We start from the raw sequence: 14,189 nt of genomic DNA on the forward strand, positions 1-14,189 counted from the left end.
CGGGACGGCGGGGCACGCCCCGCCGGCGTCAGGGCCGCTGGCCGCCGCCCGGCCCGACCGGATGGACGTCGGATCGGACGCGCCGGCGCCGCAGCCCGAAGCGCGGCGCGCGGCCGCCGCGCGGGCCGAGGCCGTGGGCGAGGATGATGCGACCCTGCCGCCCGTCGGGGCGCCACCCGCGACCTCCGCCGGGGCGCAGGCCGGGACGCAGGCCGGGATGCCCGCCTGGCCCCCCGCAGGTGCCGGCGGGCCCGGGCCGTCGGCATCCCCCGCAACCGCCCCGCCCATGGCTGCCCCGCCGGCCCCCACCCCGCCAGCTGCCTTGCCGGTGTCGCCGCTGGTCAGTCCCGCGCAACAGATGGCGCCGATCCTGATGGCCCAGGCAGCGCGACCGGGGGGCGAATCGCGCCTCATGGTCGCGCTGCGTCCGGCCGAACTCGGCGGCGTGGAGGTGACGGTGACGGCACGGGAAGGGGAGGCCGCGCAGGTGCGCATCCTGGCCGAACGGCCGGAGACGCTGGCGCTGCTGCAACGCGACCGGGCCGCGCTGGAGCAGGCGATGGCCCAGGCCGGCGTCGATCCGCAGGCCGGCGCCCTCAGCCTCGGCCTGTTCGACCAGCGGGAGGCGCCGCGGCGTCAACCCGAATCCCGCCGCCCCGTCGCGTCTGGCGGCGCGGCGGCGGTGCCCCCGGGGCGGGCCGCCGGGCCGCCCGCCGCCATCCCGGCGCCGCGCCGCGCCGCCGGCCTGCTCGACCTCGCGCTCTAGGGAGTTTCGCCATGTCCTCCACCATCGCCGGCACCGCCACAACGGGCACCGGCCAGGCCGCCACCGCGGCGCAGAGCCTGGCCGGCGACATGCAGAGCTTCCTGCGCCTGCTGACCACCCAGCTGCAGAACCAGGACCCGACGCAGCCGATGGACGCCAACCAGTTCACCCAGCAGCTGGCGCAGTTCGCGGGGGTGGAACAGCAGATTGCCACCAACCAGCACATGGAGACGCTGCTCGGCCTGCAGCGCGCCTCCGCCCTGGTGGCCGCAACCCCGATGGTCGGCCGCCAGGCGGAGGTCGCCTCCACCCGCCTGACGCTCAGCGCCGGCCAGACACAGGAGGTGCGGCTGCCGGCGCTGGCCGATGCCAATGGCGCCAACCGCGCCCGCATCGTCGTCACCGATTCCACCGGGGCGACGCTGCGCGAGGCGGTGGTGCCGCTCGGCACCGCCGCCACCGCCTGGCGCTGGGACGGCAAGGACGCCCGCGGCAATGCGGTGAACGATGGCAGCTATACCTTCGCCGTCACCGGTATCGACCAGGAAGGCGGCGCGCGCGGGGTGCTGCCGGGCCTCGTCGCCGGCACCATCACCGGCGTGTCGCAGGATGGCAGCGCCGTGCAGATCGCCGTCGGCGGGCTGACCGCGGACATGGACGCGCTGCGCCGTCTGCAATGAGCCGCCTTCCCCCCGAGGCCCCGGGGGCCGGGGAGGCGGTTAACAACAGGTAAAGGCACCCGGCAGAACCTGCCCACCACGCGGCAGGAGGCCGCACCGGGGGCATCGATGCGGCAGGCTTGGGCGACGGGGCGGATGGCGTGATGGGCGGCTTCGGCAACCTGCTCGCCGTGCTGCGCGGCCTCGGGCCGATGCGCCTCGCGGCCCTCGGCGGCATCGGGCTGGTCACGCTGGGGCTGCTGGGCTTCCTGGCCATGCGCAGCGCCGACCCGCCCATGGCCCTGCTGTATGGCGACCTGGAGCAGCGTGACGCGGCGCAGGTGGTCGCCGCCCTGGAACGCGCCCGCGTGCCGCACCGCATCGGCGCCAATGGCGCGGAAGTGCTGGTGCCGGTGGACCAGGTGGCGCGGCTGCGCCTGCAACTGGCGCGGGACGGCATCCCGGCCGGCGGCTCGCTCGGCTACGAGATCTTCGACCGCCAGGGCGGCCTGACCGCCACGCCCTTCCAGCAGGACCTGAACCGCCTGCGCGCCCTGGAAGGGGAGATCGCCCGGTCCATCCGCACCCTGTCCGGCGTCGCCGGCGCCCGCGTGCACCTGGTGCTGCCGCGGCGCGAGCCCTTCTCGCGCGAGCGGGGGGAGGCCCAGGCCAGCGTGGTGCTGCAGATGCGCGGCAGCAGCCGGCTGGACCGCGAAGGCGTGCAGGCGGTGCTGCACCTGGTCTCCGCCGCCGTGCCGGGGCTGCGGCCGCAGAACATCTCCATCGTCGATGGGCGGGCGGAACTGCTGGCGCGCGGCGGCCAGGCGCTGCCCGGTTCCGAACAGGGCATCGCCCTGACGAATGAGGAGCTGAAGCGCGCGCAGGAGATGCGCCTGGCACGCGGCGTGGAGGAGATGCTGGAGCGCAGCATCGGGCTCGGCCGCGTCCGCGTCGAAGCCACGGTGGAACTGGACACGGACCGCGTGCAGACCACCGAGGAGCGCTTCGACCCGGACAACCAGGTGCCGCGCAGCACCACCTCCAACACCCAGAACAGCCGCAGCGGGGAAGCGCAGAACACCTCCGTCGCCAACCAGCTTCCCGGCGCGCCGGCGACGCAGACCGGCGGCCCGCAGAATGTGGACAGCCGGCAGGAGGAGACCACCAACTACGAGATCGGCCACACCACGCGCAGCACCGTGCGGCAATTCCCCGTGCTGCGCCGCCTGTCGGTCGCCGTGCTGGTGGATGGCGTGGTGGAGCCGGCCGAGGCCGGCGGCGCGCCGCGCTTCCGCGAACGCACGTCGGAGGAGCTGGAGCGCATCAGCGCCCTGGTGCGCGGCGCCATCGGCTTCGACGAGCGCCGCGGCGACCGGCTGGAGGTGGTGAGCCTGCGCTTCGCCGAGCCGCCGGGCGTGGCGGCGGAGGAAGCGCCCGGCCTGCTCGCCGGCATGCTGACGCCGGCGCTGGTGACGCGCCTGGCGGAAAGCGGGCTGCTGGCGCTGGTGGCGCTGGCCGCGCTGCTGCTGCTCGGCCGGCCCGCCATCGCCCGCCTGACCGCGACGCTGGAGCCGCGCCCGGCCGGGGCGCTGGCCGATGGCGTCTCCGCCGCCGCCGTGCTGGGCGGCGGGCCGGATGCGCCGGCACGCATCGCCGCGGAGCAGGCGGCGGCCGAGGAGCTGGTGGATGTGGCCATGGTGGAGGGCCAGCTGCGCGCCTCCTCCCTGCAGCGCGTGGCCGCGCTGGTGGAGAAGCATCCGGATGAGGCGCTGGCGCTGGTGCGACGCTGGCTGGCGCCCGAGGAGCGCAAGTGATGTCGGCCACCGCACGCCGTCCCTTCGCGCAGGGCGCCCAGAAGGCCGCGGTGCTGATGCTGGCGCTGGGCGAGGAGCGCGCCGCGCTGCTGCTGGGGCGCATGCATGACGACGAGGTGCGCGACCTGTCCGCCGCCATGGCCTCGCTGGGCGCCATCGCCGCCGCGGATGTCGAGGAGCTGTGCAACGAGTTCAGCCGGGAGATGGGCCAGGCCGGCGCGCTGATCGGCGGGTGGGAGACGACGGAGCGGATGCTGCTGCGGTCCCTGCCCAAGGAACGCGTGGCGCAGATCATGGACGAGCTGCGCGGCCCGGCCGGGCGGAACATGTGGGAAAAGCTGGGCAACGTGAATGAAAGCGTGCTGGCGAACTACCTGAAGAACGAATACCCGCAGACCGTCGCCGTGGTGCTGTCCCGGGTGAAGCCGGACCATGCGGCGCGCGTGCTGGCGCTGCTGCCGGAAGCCTTCGCCATGGAAGTGGTGATGCGCATGCTGCGTATGGAAAGCCCGCAGACCGAGGCGCTGGAGGGCGTGGAGCGCACGCTGAAGGCGGAGTTCATGTCGAACCTGGCGCGCACCGCGCGGCGCGACCCGCATGAGCTGATGGCGGAGATCTTCAACAACCTCGACCGCAGCACGGAAGCGCGGCTGATGGCCTCGCTCGAAGGCGCCTCGCAGGAAAGCGCCGGGCGCATCCGCAGCCTGATGTTCACCTTCGAGGACCTGCGGCGCCTGGATGCGCAGGGCATGCCCGTGCTGCTGCGCGCGGTGGAGAAGGACAAGCTGGCGATCGCGCTGAAGGGCGCCTCCGAAGGGCTGCGGGAGATGTTCCTGAAGGGCATGTCCGAACGCGCCGGCCGCATGCTGCGCGACGACATCGCGGCGCTCGGCCCGGTGCGGCTGCGCGACGTGGAGGAGGCGCAGTCCGCCATCGTCGTGCTGGCGAAGGAACTGGCGCAGCAGGGCGAGCTGCAACTGTCGGACGGGATGCAGGAGGCGATGGTCGAATGAGCCGGCCGCAGCCCGCCCTGGCCGCGCGCCGCGGCTCCTACCTCCTGGCGCTGGATGATTTCGACGCCCCGGCGCGCCCCGCCACGGCACCGCCGCCAGCGCCGCCGGACCCGCTGCCGGGCCTGCTGGCCGCCGCCCGCGCCGAAGGCTTCGCCGAGGGCCGGGCGGCCGGGCAGGCCGAGGCGCTGCGCGGCACGGAGGCCGCCGCCGCGCAGGCGCTGCGCGAAGCGGCCAGCGCGCTGGCGCTGGCGGCCGATGAGGCGCGGGCGGTGGCGGAGCGATCGGCGACAGAGGTGGCGCGGCTGGCGCTGGCCACCCTGCTTGCCGCGCTGCCGAGCCTGGCGGAGCGCCTGGCGGAGGCCGAGGTGGCGCGCTTCGCCACGGCGCTGCTGCCCGGCCTGCAGGCGGAACCCACGGTGGCGCTGCGCGTGGCGCCTTCGCTGGTGGAGGTCATCGGCGCCCGCTTCGCGCAGGAAGCGCGGGTGGCGGTGGTGGCGGATGCGGCGCTGCAGCCGGGTGACGCGGCGCTGTCCTGGCGTGACGGCCAGGCGGAACGGCGTGGCGAGGCGGCGCGTGCCGCGGTGATGGAAACCCTGTCCGGCTTCGGCCTGGCCTGAGGAGCAAGCGATGAGCAACGACACGGTGAGCCCCTTCGTGCTCGAGGAATTGAAGGATGCCGAAGGCCAGCCGCGACGCCCGGTGCAGGGCGCGGCCGATCTCGGCGCGATCTACGACATTCCCGTGCAGGTCAGCGCGGTGCTGGGCCGCGCCACCATGCAGGTGTCGCAGCTGCTGAAGCTGGGCCGCGGCGCGATGGTGGAACTGGACCGCAAGCTGGGCGAGGCGGTGGACATCTACGTCAACAACCGCCTGGTGGCGCGCGGCGAGGTGGTGATGGTCGGCGACAACCGCCTGGGCGTGACCATGACGGAAATCGTCAAGACCGATCGGATGGGGTGAGGCACATGTCGCGGCTGCTCATCCTCGGCCCGCTGGCGGGCCCGCTCGGCCTCGCCGCGCGCATGGCGCAGGGGCGCGGCGCCGCGATCGCGCAGGCGGATACGGTGCCGGCCGCGCTGGCGCATCTGCGCGGGCCGGGCGCCGATCTCGCCCTGTGCCATGTGGGGCACGACGTCGCCGCCCTGCTGCGCGGCCTGGCGGCGGAACGCATCGCCTGCCCGGTGGTGGCCTGCGGGCCGGAGGAAGCCTCGGCCGAGGCGGTGGAAGCGGTGCGGGCCGGGGCGCGGGACTTCCTGCCGCTGCCGCCGGACGCCGACCTCATCGCCGCCATGCTGGAAGCCGCCGCCGGCGTGACGGAGCGCGAGGCCGCGCCGGTGGCGCGCGACCCGGCCATGCTCGCCGTGCTGGCGCGCGCGGCGCAGGTGGCGCGCGCCGAGGCCAGCGTGCTGATCACCGGCGAAAGCGGCACGGGCAAGGAAGTGCTCGCGCGCCACCTCCACGCCGCCAGCCGCCGCGCCGCGCGCCCCTTCGTTGCGCTGAACTGCGCCGCGCTGCCGGAGACGCTGCTGGAAAGCGAGCTGTTCGGGCATGAGAAGGGCGCCTTTTCCGGCGCGGTGGCCACCCGCAAGGGCAAGTTCGAGCAGGCCGATGGCGGCACGCTGCTGCTGGACGAGATCGGCGAGATGGACCCCCGCCTGCAGGCCAAGATCCTCCGCGTCATCCAGGAGCGGGAGGTGGACCGGCTGGGCGGCGGCGCGCCGGTGCGCGTCGATGTGCGCATCCTGGCGGCGACGAACCGCGACCTGCTGGCCGAGGTCCGTGCCGGGCGGTTCCGCGAGGACCTGTACTTCCGCCTGGATGTGGTACGGCTGCGCCTGCCGCCGCTGCGCGAGCGCCCGGCTGACATCCTGCCGCTGGCCGAGCATTTCGCCCGCCGCTATGCGGACGCCAACGGCCTGCCGCGCCGCGCCCTGTCGCCCGCCGCGCGCGCCTCGCTCGCCGCCCACCCCTGGCCCGGCAATGTGCGGGAGCTGGAGAACGCCGTGCACCGCGCCGTGCTGCTGGCCGAGGGCGCGGAGATCGGGCCGGAGGCCATCGAGCTGACGCCCGCCCCCGCCGCACCCGGCCAGGTGGCCCTGGCCACGGGGGTGGAGGCGCTGGTCGGCCGCACGGTGGATGACGTGGAACGCGACCTGATCATCGGCACGCTGTCGCACTGCCTGGGCAACCGCACGCGCGCCGCCGAGATCCTCGGCATCTCGATCCGTGCGCTGCGCAACAAGATCCAGGACTACCGTGCCTCGGGCCTCGCCGTGCCGGCCGCCCACGGCTACGCGGACTGATCGCGATGGCCGCCACGCGCAGCATGCCCGGCTGGGTCCGCACCGCCCGACCGGGCGGCGACCTGACGCTGGCCTTCGGCGTGATGGCGCTGCTGGCGATCATGGTGGTGCCGCTGCCCACGGTGCTGCTGGATTTCGGCCTGGCCGTCTCCATCACCTCCTCCGTGCTGGTGCTGATGGTGGCGCTGTTCCTGCAGAAGCCGCTGGAATTCACCAGCTTCCCCACCGTGCTGCTGCTGACCACGCTGCTGCGCCTCGGCCTCAATGTCGCCACCACGCGCGCCATCCTGAGCCATGGGCATGAGGGCGAGGCCGGCGCCGGGCAGGTGGTGGCGGCCTTCGGCGGCTTCCTGATGGGCGGCGACGTGCTGGTCGGCCTCGTCGTCTTCTCGATCCTGCTCATCGTCAACTTCATGGTCGTCACCAAGGGCTCCGGCCGCATCGCGGAAGTCGCGGCGCGGTTCAGCCTGGACGCGATGCCCGGCAAGCAGATGGCGATCGACGCGGACCTGTCCTCCGGCGTGATCGACGAGGCCGAGTCGCGCCGCCGCCGGCGCGAGCTGGAGCAGGAAAGCGCCTTCTTCGGCGCCATGGACGGCGCGGCGAAATTCGTCCGCGGCGATGCCATCGCCGGCATCATCGTCACCGCCGTGAACCTGCTCGGCGGCTTCGCCATCGGGCTCGGCCGGCACGGCATGCCGCTGGCCGAGGCGGTGCAGACCTTCTCCCTGCTGACGGTGGGCGATGGGCTGGTCAGCCAGATCCCCTCGCTGCTGGTCTCCGTCGCCGCCGGCATCGTGGTGACCAAGGCCGGCGCCGAGGGCCGCGCCGACCAGCTTCTGGCGCTGCAACTGGCGGGCGGGCCGAAGCCGCTGGCGATCGCCGCCGGCGGCGCGGTGCTGATGGCCTTCATGCCGGGCATGCCGGCGGTGCCCTTCCTGGCGCTGGCGGGCATCGCCGCCGCCGCCGCCTGGCTGCGCCGCAACGTGAAGACGGACGCCGCCGCCGCCGAGGCCGCCGCCGCCGCGCCACCCAGGGCCACCGCGCCGCCAGGCGAGGAGGCACAGACCGCCGAATCGCTCCGCGTGGACCTGCTGCGCATCGAACTGGGCTATGGCCTGCTGTCGCTGGCCGCCGGCGAGGCGCCGCAGCTGACCGAGCAGATCCGCGCCCTGCGCCGGACGCTGGCGGCGGAGATGGGCTTCGTCCTGCCCTCCGTCCGGGTGCAGGACAACCTGACGCTCGCCCCCGACCAGTACATGGTCCGGGTGAAGGAGGTGGAGGCCGGGCAGGGCCGCCTGCGCCCGCCGCTGCACCTCGCCATCGATCCCACCGGCGGGACCCCGGCGCTGCCCGGCGAGCGGTGCAACGAACCCGCCTTCGGCCTGCCCGCCGTGTGGATCGAGGAAGCCTATCGCGAGGAGGCGCTGGCCCGCGGCTGCACGGTGGTGGACACCGCCGGCGTGCTGGCGACGCATCTGACCGAGATCGTGCGCGAGAACATGGCGGAGATGCTGTCGCACGCCGATACCCGCCGCCTGCTGGACAACCTGCCGGAGGAGCAGCGCCGCCTGGTGGCGGAGCTGGTGCCGGCGCAGGTCGGCATCGGCACCATCCAGCGCGTGCTGCAGGCCCTGCTGGCGGAGCGTGTTTCGATTCGCGACCTGCCGACCATCCTGGAAGGCGTGCAGGAAGCCAGCCTGGCCGGCGCGCGCACCGTGCCGGCGCTGGTCTCCAACGTCCGCCTGCGCCTGGCGCGGCAGCTGACCGACGCGGCGCGCAACGGCGCCGGCCAGGTGCCGTTGATCTCGCTGAGCGGCGAATGGGAAGCGGCCTTCGGCGAATCGCTGGTGGGCCCGGCGGAGGACCGCCAGCTGGCCATGGCGCCGAGCCGCCTGACCGAGTTCGTGCGCCGCCTGCGCGATGCGCTGGATGCCGCGGCGGCGCAGGGGGAGGCGCCGGTGCTCGTCTGCTCCGGCGCGATCCGCGCCCATGTACGCGCGGTGGTGGAACGCTTTCGGCCGATGACCACGGTGCTGGCGCAGGGCGAGATCCACGCGCGCGCGCGCATCCGATCGCTGGGGCAGGTCTAGGCCATGCGCATCAAGGTGCTGCGGGCGGCGACGATGCCGGAAGCCATGGCGCGGCTGCGCCAGGAACTGGGGCCGGATGCGGCGCTGCTGTCCACCCGCCCGGTGCCCGGCGGGGTGGAGGTGACGGGCGGGCTGGAGCCGGCGGAGGCGGAGGAGGGCGACCTGCTGCTGATCGCCCCCGGCGGTGCCCTGGTGCCCCGCCGCTTCCATTTCGCCGCCAGCCCCACCGAATCCGCCGCGGCCCTGCCGCGCAACGGCAGCGCCCCTGGCCATTCATGCAACCCGGAGGGCCGGATCCACCCGCGTGGCGAAGACGCCACGATCCACCCGCGCGGCGAGGATGCCAGATTTCACCTGCGCGGCGAGGATGCCAGACTTCACCTGCGTGGCGAGGACGCCAGGCTCCACCTGCGCGGCGAGGACGCCAGGCTCCACCTGCGCGGCGAGGACGCCAGGCTTCACCTGCGCGGCGAGGACGCCAGGCTCCACCTGCGCGGCGAGGACGCCGCGACGCTCGACTTCCATCGCGTGCCGGCGTCGCTGGCCGCCCGGCTGGCCGCGGCGCCGCTGGAAGCCTCGCTGGAGGCCAGCCTGCGCTTCGTGCGCCTGCCGGATGGCGTGGCACGGCCGCTGCTGCTGGCCGGCCCGCCGGGCGCCGGCAAGACCCTGACCTGCGCCAAGCTGGCCGCCCGCCGCGTCCTGGCCGGGGAGTCGCCGCCGCTGGTGGTCACCGCCGATGCCGAGCGCCCCGCCGCGGCGGAGCAGCTGGCCGCCTTCACCCGCGTGCTGGGCGCCACCCTGGCGGTGGCGCCGACGCCCGCCGCCGCCGCCGCGGCGCTGGCGCGCCGCGCCCCCGGCCAGCCGGTGCTGATCGACACCGCCGGCATGGACCCCTTCATGCCCGAGCAGGCGCGCAGCCTGGCGGCGCTGATCGCCGCCACCGGCGCCGCCATCGTCCTGGTGCTGCCGGCGAGCATGGATGCCGCGGAAGCGGCCGACCTGGCCCGCGCCTTCGCCGCCCTCGGCGCCCGCCACCTGCTGCCGACGCGCCTGGATGCAACGCGCCGCATCGGCGCCGTGCTGGCCGCGGCCGCCGGCGGCGGGCTCGCGCTGTGCGAGGCCGGCACCAGCCCGCAGGTCGCCGACGGCCTTACCTGTCTCGAACCCGTCTGGCTTTCGGCCCGTCTGCGACGCCGTTCGCACCTGGCCCCCCCGTCGCAGGAAGGAAACGTGCCATGACCGCAAGACGCGGCCGAATCGTCGCCATCGCCTCCGGCAAGGGCGGCGTCGGCAAGACCTGGTTGTCCATCACGCTGGCGCAGGCGCTGGCGCAACGCCAGATGGCCGTGCTGCTGGTGGATGGCGATTTCGGCCTGGCGAATGTGGACGTCCAGCTCGGCCTGCAGCCGGGCTGCGACCTGCTGGGCGTGCTGTCCGGCCGCACCCGGTTCGACGAGGCGGTGGTGCGGCACGAGGAGGGCGGATTCGACGTGCTGCCCGGCCGGTCCGGCAGCGGCGCCCTGGCCGACCTGCCCGGGCCGGCGGTGGAGGCGGTGGGCACGCTGCTGCACGAGGCCACGGCGAAGTGGGACGTGGTGGTGCTGGATCTGGGTGCCGGGCTGAGCCCGGCGACGCGCCGGCTGGCGGCCATCGCCGACACGCTGCTGGTGGTGGCGACCGACGAGCCGACCAGCCTGACGGATGCCTATGCCGTGCTGAAGCTGTATGGCCGGGACCGGGTGGATGGCGATGCGCGCATCGTGGTGAACCAGGCGCGCGACGAAGCCACGGGCCGGCGGACCGGCGTGACGCTGCAGCGCGCCTGCCAGACCTTCCTGATGCGCGACGTGCCGGTGGCCGGGATCCTGCGCCGCGACGACCGGGTGGCGGATGCCATCCGCCGCCAGGCGCCGCTGCTGTGCCGCTATCCGAACTCGATGGCGGCGATGGACGCGGTGGCGCTGGCGCGCCAGTTCGCCTTCACAGATTGAGCGTGATGCCGAGGCCGGCCAGCGGGTCGTTCACGGTCACCTTGTCGGCGGCCGTCACCAGGTAGCGGTTGATCAGCACCTCGCGCTTCCGCGGATCGGCGAAGTCGCTGACCTTGATGCTGCGCTCCAGCGTGCGGGCCTGCGACTCCACGCTCTGCAGCGCCAGTTCATCCGGCAGGCCGGCCAGGGTGCTGGCGATGCGGCGCAGCACCTTGTTGCCGAGCACGTCGTAGACGCTCGGCGCCGTGTCCTCCGGCATGTTGCGCAGGTAGAGCGCATCCGACACCGCCTGGCTCTTCTCGCCGATCGCGGTCAGGCGCTTGTAGTCCACCACGCCCTTGGCGATGGTCTCCCGCGTCGCGGTGCTGCGCAGCGTCTCCAGCCCCGTGCCGGCGAAGCCGAGCTGCTCCGCCGCGGTCTTCCAGCGCGTATCCGACAGATTGGCGGCGAGCGAGGTCTTGTCCGACGGGTCGGACAGCAGCGCCGCCTTGGCCAGGCCGATATTCGCCGCCTGGTCGGCGAGGCCCAGCCCCTCCAGCAGCACGCGCACCGCCTCCGGGTCCTTGAACAGGTCCGCCGGGGTCTTGGCATTGGCGATGACGCGGTCCAGCCGCGCCAGGTCGCGCTTCACCGCCGGGTCCGCCTGGAGGCGGGCGGTTTCCTTGTCGGTGTTCGCCACGCTCGTCTTGAACAGCCCGATGCGCTCGATCGGGCTCAGCGTGGTCGCGGCTGCCGTTCCGCCGCCGAGCAGCATGAGGAGCTGGCTGCCGCTGAGCTGGTTCATCTCAGGCCTGCGGTGGCGGCAGTACCGCGTCGTCATGCGCGAACAGCTCGCGGATCCGGCGCATCGCCTCCCAGCAATTGCCGGCCTCAAGGTCGATGATCGCCTGTTCCAGCATGCGTCGTGCGATGGCCGATGTCGTGGCTTCGGCATATTCCGCGGCCAGGGTGCTGGCCATCTCCAGGTAGCGCGGCCGTTCCGAATCCTCGCAGACATAGGCAGCCTGCACCGCGAAATAGACGCGGCGCGCCGGCGTGGAGGCATCCTCCGGCGCGAGGATCTGCTTGCCGAACAGGAATCGGACGCGGTTCGACAGCACGACGGAAGCGCGGGTGCGGAACTGCAGCGCGGCACCGTTCACCAGCATCTTGTCGCCGGCCCGGAATTCCAGCACCAGCCGGCTGGCGCGCGGGCGGTCGTCCGGCAGGGCGGCGGTCATGGGGCTTGTCCCGGGCGCTGCTGCAGGCCGGCGGCGAAATCATCGGCCAGCGCTGCAAGGAAGGAAAGGTCGGGTTCCGGTTCATCGACCTCGCGCAGCGCGCGGCGCGCCACGCTGCCGATGGCCAGGCGAAGCTCGCGCGGCAGCGGCGAGGAGGGATGCAGGACCAGCGTCTCCACCGCGGTGAAGACGCGGCGCGCATCGGCTGCGGCGCGCACGGCCGCCATGCCGTCGGCGTCCCGCAGGGCGGCGCGCAGCCGGCCGGCCAGGATGCGGAACACATCCGCCTCCTGCTCGCGCTGGGATCGCGCGGCGCGGACGGCGCCATAGGCACGGTGCGCCGCGGCAGCAGCGGGGATGGGCAAAGCGGGGGCCTCGGACAGCATTTGGCCGGCCTCTCCTCTTGAGAGCAAGGCGGTTCGTGCATCCGCGCGGGTACGCGGACGGGGCAGGGGGTGGCGCCGGCCCGACCGAAGCCGGGCCGGCGCCGATCAAGGCTAGCCGAACAGGCTCAGCAGCGCCTGCGGCGCCTGGTTCGCCATGCTCAGCGACTGGGTGCCGAGCTGCTGGCGGATCTGCAGGGACTGCAGGCGCGCGCTTTCCTTCGCCAGGTCGGCGTCGATCAGCGCGCCCAGGCCGCCTTCCAGCGCGTCCAGCTTCTCCTTGTTGTAGGAGACCTGGGCGTCGACATACTTGCTGTCGGAGCCGAACTGGTTCATCGCGTTGTTCACCGCCGTCTGCACGGTGGAGAACAGCTTGTTGGTGCCCAGCGAGGCCGCATCGTCGGCGCTGCCCAGCATCGCGCGGGCCTCTTCGGCGGTCAGCGCCGCGGTGTAGTCGGCGTCGGCCGTGGTGCCGGCCTCCGTCACGTTGACGGCATCGTCGAAGGTCAGGTCGGCCGCATCGACGGCGGTGATGGTGTAGCCGTCGCCGCGCTCGTTGCGGACCGCGGTGATGTCGGTGCCGGCCAGGTCGTCCGTGGTGATCAGGGTGCTGCCGTTGTAGGTGGCATCGCCCAGGAAGCGGTTGACCTTGTTGACCAGCGCGGAGAACTGCTGATTGTAGCCGTCGCGTTCGTCGCCGGTCACCCGGCTGTCGCCCAGCTTCTCCAGCACGCCCTTGATCTCGGTCATGCTGTCCGAGACCTTCTTCAGGCCGGCGAGGGTGGTGTCCAGGATGCCCTTGGACCCGCCGAGCTGCTCGTTGGCGGAGGTCAGCGCCGACATGTCGGCGCGCACCTGCTGCGCAACCGCATAGGCCGCCCCATCGTCCTTCGCGTCGGCGACGCGCAGGCCGGTGGAGACGCGCTTCTGCGTCACTGCCATCTCGTCATTGGTGCGGTTCAGCGCCTGCAGGGCAACCAGCGCACCGGAGTTGGTGTTGATCGAATTCATGGCCATGGTCGTCGCTCCTATTGCGACTTCGTCGGTGGCATTTTCCGCCGACGCGGCGACCCGGTTCCGCTCTTCAGGAACCAAGCCACCCTGGATACGGAGGGTCGCCAGCGGCATCATCCGTGGCACCTTCCATTTCCGCCCGGTCCTGGGGCGGCGATGGCGGGAGATTGCCGGGGCGATGTGAACCGTTTGTTGACCAATGCGCCGGTCGCCCCGGCGATGTTCCGGCGCCGATTAACAGGCCGGCTCCAACTGCCTGCGATCTCATGCCCCGCAAGACAATGCGGGACATCCGATGGACGATCTGCTCGCTGAATTCCTGGCCGAGACCACCGAAGCCGTGGCCGACCTGGACACCGCCCTGGTGGTGCTGGAACGCCAGGGTGGCGATGCCGAGACGCTGGCGCGGATCTTCCGCGCCGTGCACAGCGTCAAGGGCGCGGCCGGCTTCCTGGGGCTGCACCGCCTGGGGGCGGTGGCGCATGCTGCGGAAAACCTCCTCGGCCTGTACCGGGATGGCGAGGCACCGGTCACGCCGGCCGGAGTCACCGCGGTGCTGACCTCGCTCGACTGCATCCGCGCCATCCTGGACGGGCTGCGGGAGACGGGGGCGGAACCGGAGGGCGACGATGCGGCGCTGGTCATGGCGCTCGATGCCGCCGCCATGCCGGTGGGCTGCGCTTCCGAGGATGGCGCGGCCGCGACCGCCCTTGCCGGGGACGAGGTCGTGGCGGGCCACGCCGCCGAGGAGGACCCGATCGAGGAGGATGACCAGGTCGTGATGGCCGGGGAGGAAGCCCTGGCACCGCCGCCAGCGGCGCCCGAAGCGGCCGCGCCGGACGCCGACGCGCCGGAGGATCCGGCCACCGGAACCGCGGCCGCCGCCATGGCCGAGGCGCCGGGCGGCGCCGCCCCGCAGGCCGGCCCGGCCCC

General features: G+C 73.6%; 15 protein-coding genes. 11 read left to right on the forward strand and 4 right to left on the reverse strand.

Annotated features, from left to right (window positions below):
* Nucleotides 1–373 precede the first annotated feature (373 nt).
* The 10 genes from HEQ75_RS24265 (at nt 374) to HEQ75_RS24310 (ending at nt 10,639) form a co-directional block, all read left to right on the forward strand.
* Nucleotides 374–766 carry a flagellar hook-length control protein FliK gene (locus tag HEQ75_RS24265; protein ID WP_268887807.1) on the forward strand — a complete coding sequence of 131 codons (393 nt, stop codon included), beginning with the start codon at nt 374–376 and terminating at the stop codon, nt 764–766.
* 11 nt (nt 767–777) lie between these two features.
* On the forward strand, nt 778–1,446 hold the full coding sequence (locus HEQ75_RS24270; RefSeq protein ID WP_168034716.1) for a flagellar hook assembly protein FlgD: 669 nt from the start codon (nt 778–780) through the stop codon (nt 1,444–1,446).
* Nucleotides 1,447–1,565: 119 nt separating this feature from the next.
* Entirely contained in the window at nt 1,566–3,239 is a 1,674-nt protein-coding gene (gene fliF, locus HEQ75_RS24275) for a flagellar basal-body MS-ring/collar protein FliF (protein WP_235962103.1), read from the forward strand.
* Complete coding sequence (gene fliG, locus HEQ75_RS24280; RefSeq protein WP_168034717.1) at nt 3,239–4,252, forward strand: flagellar motor switch protein FliG; 1,014 nt, start codon at nt 3,239–3,241, stop codon at nt 4,250–4,252. The genes fliF and fliG overlap by 1 nt, the downstream gene beginning before the upstream one ends.
* Entirely contained in the window at nt 4,249–4,869 is a 621-nt protein-coding gene (locus tag HEQ75_RS24285) for a hypothetical protein (protein ID WP_168034718.1), read from the forward strand. Before fliG ends, HEQ75_RS24285 begins: the two co-directional genes overlap by 4 nt.
* Nucleotides 4,870–4,879: 10 nt before the next feature.
* Nucleotides 4,880–5,212 (forward strand): flagellar motor switch protein FliN, encoded by a 333-nt coding sequence (gene fliN / locus HEQ75_RS24290; protein ID WP_168034719.1) that lies wholly within the window; start codon nt 4,880–4,882, stop codon nt 5,210–5,212.
* 5 nt (nt 5,213–5,217) lie between these two features.
* A complete protein-coding gene (locus tag HEQ75_RS24295; protein WP_168034720.1) occupies nt 5,218–6,555 on the forward strand; it encodes a sigma-54 dependent transcriptional regulator in 1,338 nt (445 codons plus the stop codon).
* Between the two features lie 5 nt (nt 6,556–6,560).
* Nucleotides 6,561–8,648, forward strand: coding sequence for a flagellar biosynthesis protein FlhA (flhA, locus tag HEQ75_RS24300; protein ID WP_168034721.1), 2,088 nt, complete (start codon nt 6,561–6,563; stop codon nt 8,646–8,648).
* A 3-nt stretch (nt 8,649–8,651) separates the two neighbouring features.
* Complete coding sequence (locus HEQ75_RS24305) at nt 8,652–9,887, forward strand: flagellar biosynthesis protein FlhF (RefSeq protein WP_168034722.1); 1,236 nt, start codon at nt 8,652–8,654, stop codon at nt 9,885–9,887.
* Nucleotides 9,884–10,639, forward strand: coding sequence for a nucleotide-binding protein (locus HEQ75_RS24310; RefSeq protein WP_168034723.1), 756 nt, complete (start codon nt 9,884–9,886; stop codon nt 10,637–10,639). Before HEQ75_RS24305 ends, HEQ75_RS24310 begins: the two co-directional genes overlap by 4 nt.
* Here the strand turns inward: HEQ75_RS24310 and HEQ75_RS24315 are convergent.
* The 4 genes from HEQ75_RS24315 to HEQ75_RS24330 all read right to left on the reverse strand — a co-directional run bounded on the left by HEQ75_RS24315 (nt 10,629) and on the right by HEQ75_RS24330 (nt 13,259).
* Nucleotides 10,629–11,423 carry a DUF1217 domain-containing protein gene (locus HEQ75_RS24315; RefSeq protein WP_168034724.1) on the reverse strand — a complete coding sequence of 265 codons (795 nt, stop codon included), beginning with the start codon at nt 11,421–11,423 and terminating at the stop codon, nt 10,629–10,631. The genes HEQ75_RS24310 and HEQ75_RS24315 overlap by 11 nt on opposite strands.
* 1 nt (nt 11,424) lies before the next feature.
* On the reverse strand, nt 11,425–11,859 hold the full coding sequence (locus HEQ75_RS24320) for a flagellar biosynthesis repressor FlbT (RefSeq protein ID WP_168034725.1): 435 nt from the start codon (nt 11,857–11,859) through the stop codon (nt 11,425–11,427).
* Nucleotides 11,856–12,245, reverse strand: a complete 390-nt coding sequence (locus HEQ75_RS24325; RefSeq protein ID WP_168034726.1) for a flagellar biosynthesis regulator FlaF — start codon at nt 12,243–12,245, stop codon at nt 11,856–11,858. Before HEQ75_RS24325 ends, HEQ75_RS24320 begins: the two co-directional genes overlap by 4 nt.
* A gap of 111 nt (nt 12,246–12,356) precedes the next feature.
* Nucleotides 12,357–13,259, reverse strand: coding sequence for a flagellin N-terminal helical domain-containing protein (locus HEQ75_RS24330; RefSeq protein WP_235962104.1), 903 nt, complete (start codon nt 13,257–13,259; stop codon nt 12,357–12,359).
* A 292-nt stretch (nt 13,260–13,551) separates the two neighbouring features.
* Between HEQ75_RS24330 and HEQ75_RS24335 the strand changes: the two genes are divergently transcribed.
* A partial coding sequence (locus HEQ75_RS24335) for an Hpt domain-containing protein (protein ID WP_209318755.1) occupies nt 13,552–14,189 on the forward strand: 638 nt, incomplete at its 3' end.

This window comes from Falsiroseomonas selenitidurans, from assembly GCF_012103215.1.
GTDB classification, from domain to species: Bacteria; Pseudomonadota; Alphaproteobacteria; order Acetobacterales; family Acetobacteraceae; genus Falsiroseomonas; species Falsiroseomonas selenitidurans.

Excerpts from the sequence above, each read along its gene's own strand:
- HEQ75_RS24315 (WP_168034724.1), bottom strand. The coding sequence starts at position 11,423 with ATGAACCAGCTCAGCGGCAGCCAGCTCCTCATGCTGCTCGGCGGCGGA.
- fliG (WP_168034717.1), top strand. The coding sequence starts at position 3,239 with ATGTCGGCCACCGCACGCCGTCCCTTCGCGCAGGGCGCCCAGAAGGCC.
- HEQ75_RS24305 (WP_168034722.1), top strand. The coding sequence starts at position 8,652 with ATGCGCATCAAGGTGCTGCGGGCGGCGACGATGCCGGAAGCCATGGCG.
- HEQ75_RS24320 (WP_168034725.1), bottom strand. The coding sequence starts at position 11,859 with ATGACCGCCGCCCTGCCGGACGACCGCCCGCGCGCCAGCCGGCTGGTG.
- HEQ75_RS24310 (WP_168034723.1), top strand. The coding sequence starts at position 9,884 with ATGACCGCAAGACGCGGCCGAATCGTCGCCATCGCCTCCGGCAAGGGC.
- HEQ75_RS24295 (WP_168034720.1), top strand. The coding sequence starts at position 5,218 with ATGTCGCGGCTGCTCATCCTCGGCCCGCTGGCGGGCCCGCTCGGCCTC.
- HEQ75_RS24265 (WP_268887807.1), top strand. The coding sequence starts at position 374 with ATGGCCCAGGCAGCGCGACCGGGGGGCGAATCGCGCCTCATGGTCGCG.
- fliN (WP_168034719.1), top strand. The coding sequence starts at position 4,880 with ATGAGCAACGACACGGTGAGCCCCTTCGTGCTCGAGGAATTGAAGGAT.
- HEQ75_RS24325 (WP_168034726.1), bottom strand. The coding sequence starts at position 12,245 with ATGCTGTCCGAGGCCCCCGCTTTGCCCATCCCCGCTGCTGCCGCGGCG.
- flhA (WP_168034721.1), top strand. The coding sequence starts at position 6,561 with ATGGCCGCCACGCGCAGCATGCCCGGCTGGGTCCGCACCGCCCGACCG.
- HEQ75_RS24330 (WP_235962104.1), bottom strand. The coding sequence starts at position 13,259 with ATGGCCATGAATTCGATCAACACCAACTCCGGTGCGCTGGTTGCCCTG.
- HEQ75_RS24285 (WP_168034718.1), top strand. The coding sequence starts at position 4,249 with ATGAGCCGGCCGCAGCCCGCCCTGGCCGCGCGCCGCGGCTCCTACCTC.
- HEQ75_RS24270 (WP_168034716.1), top strand. The coding sequence starts at position 778 with ATGTCCTCCACCATCGCCGGCACCGCCACAACGGGCACCGGCCAGGCC.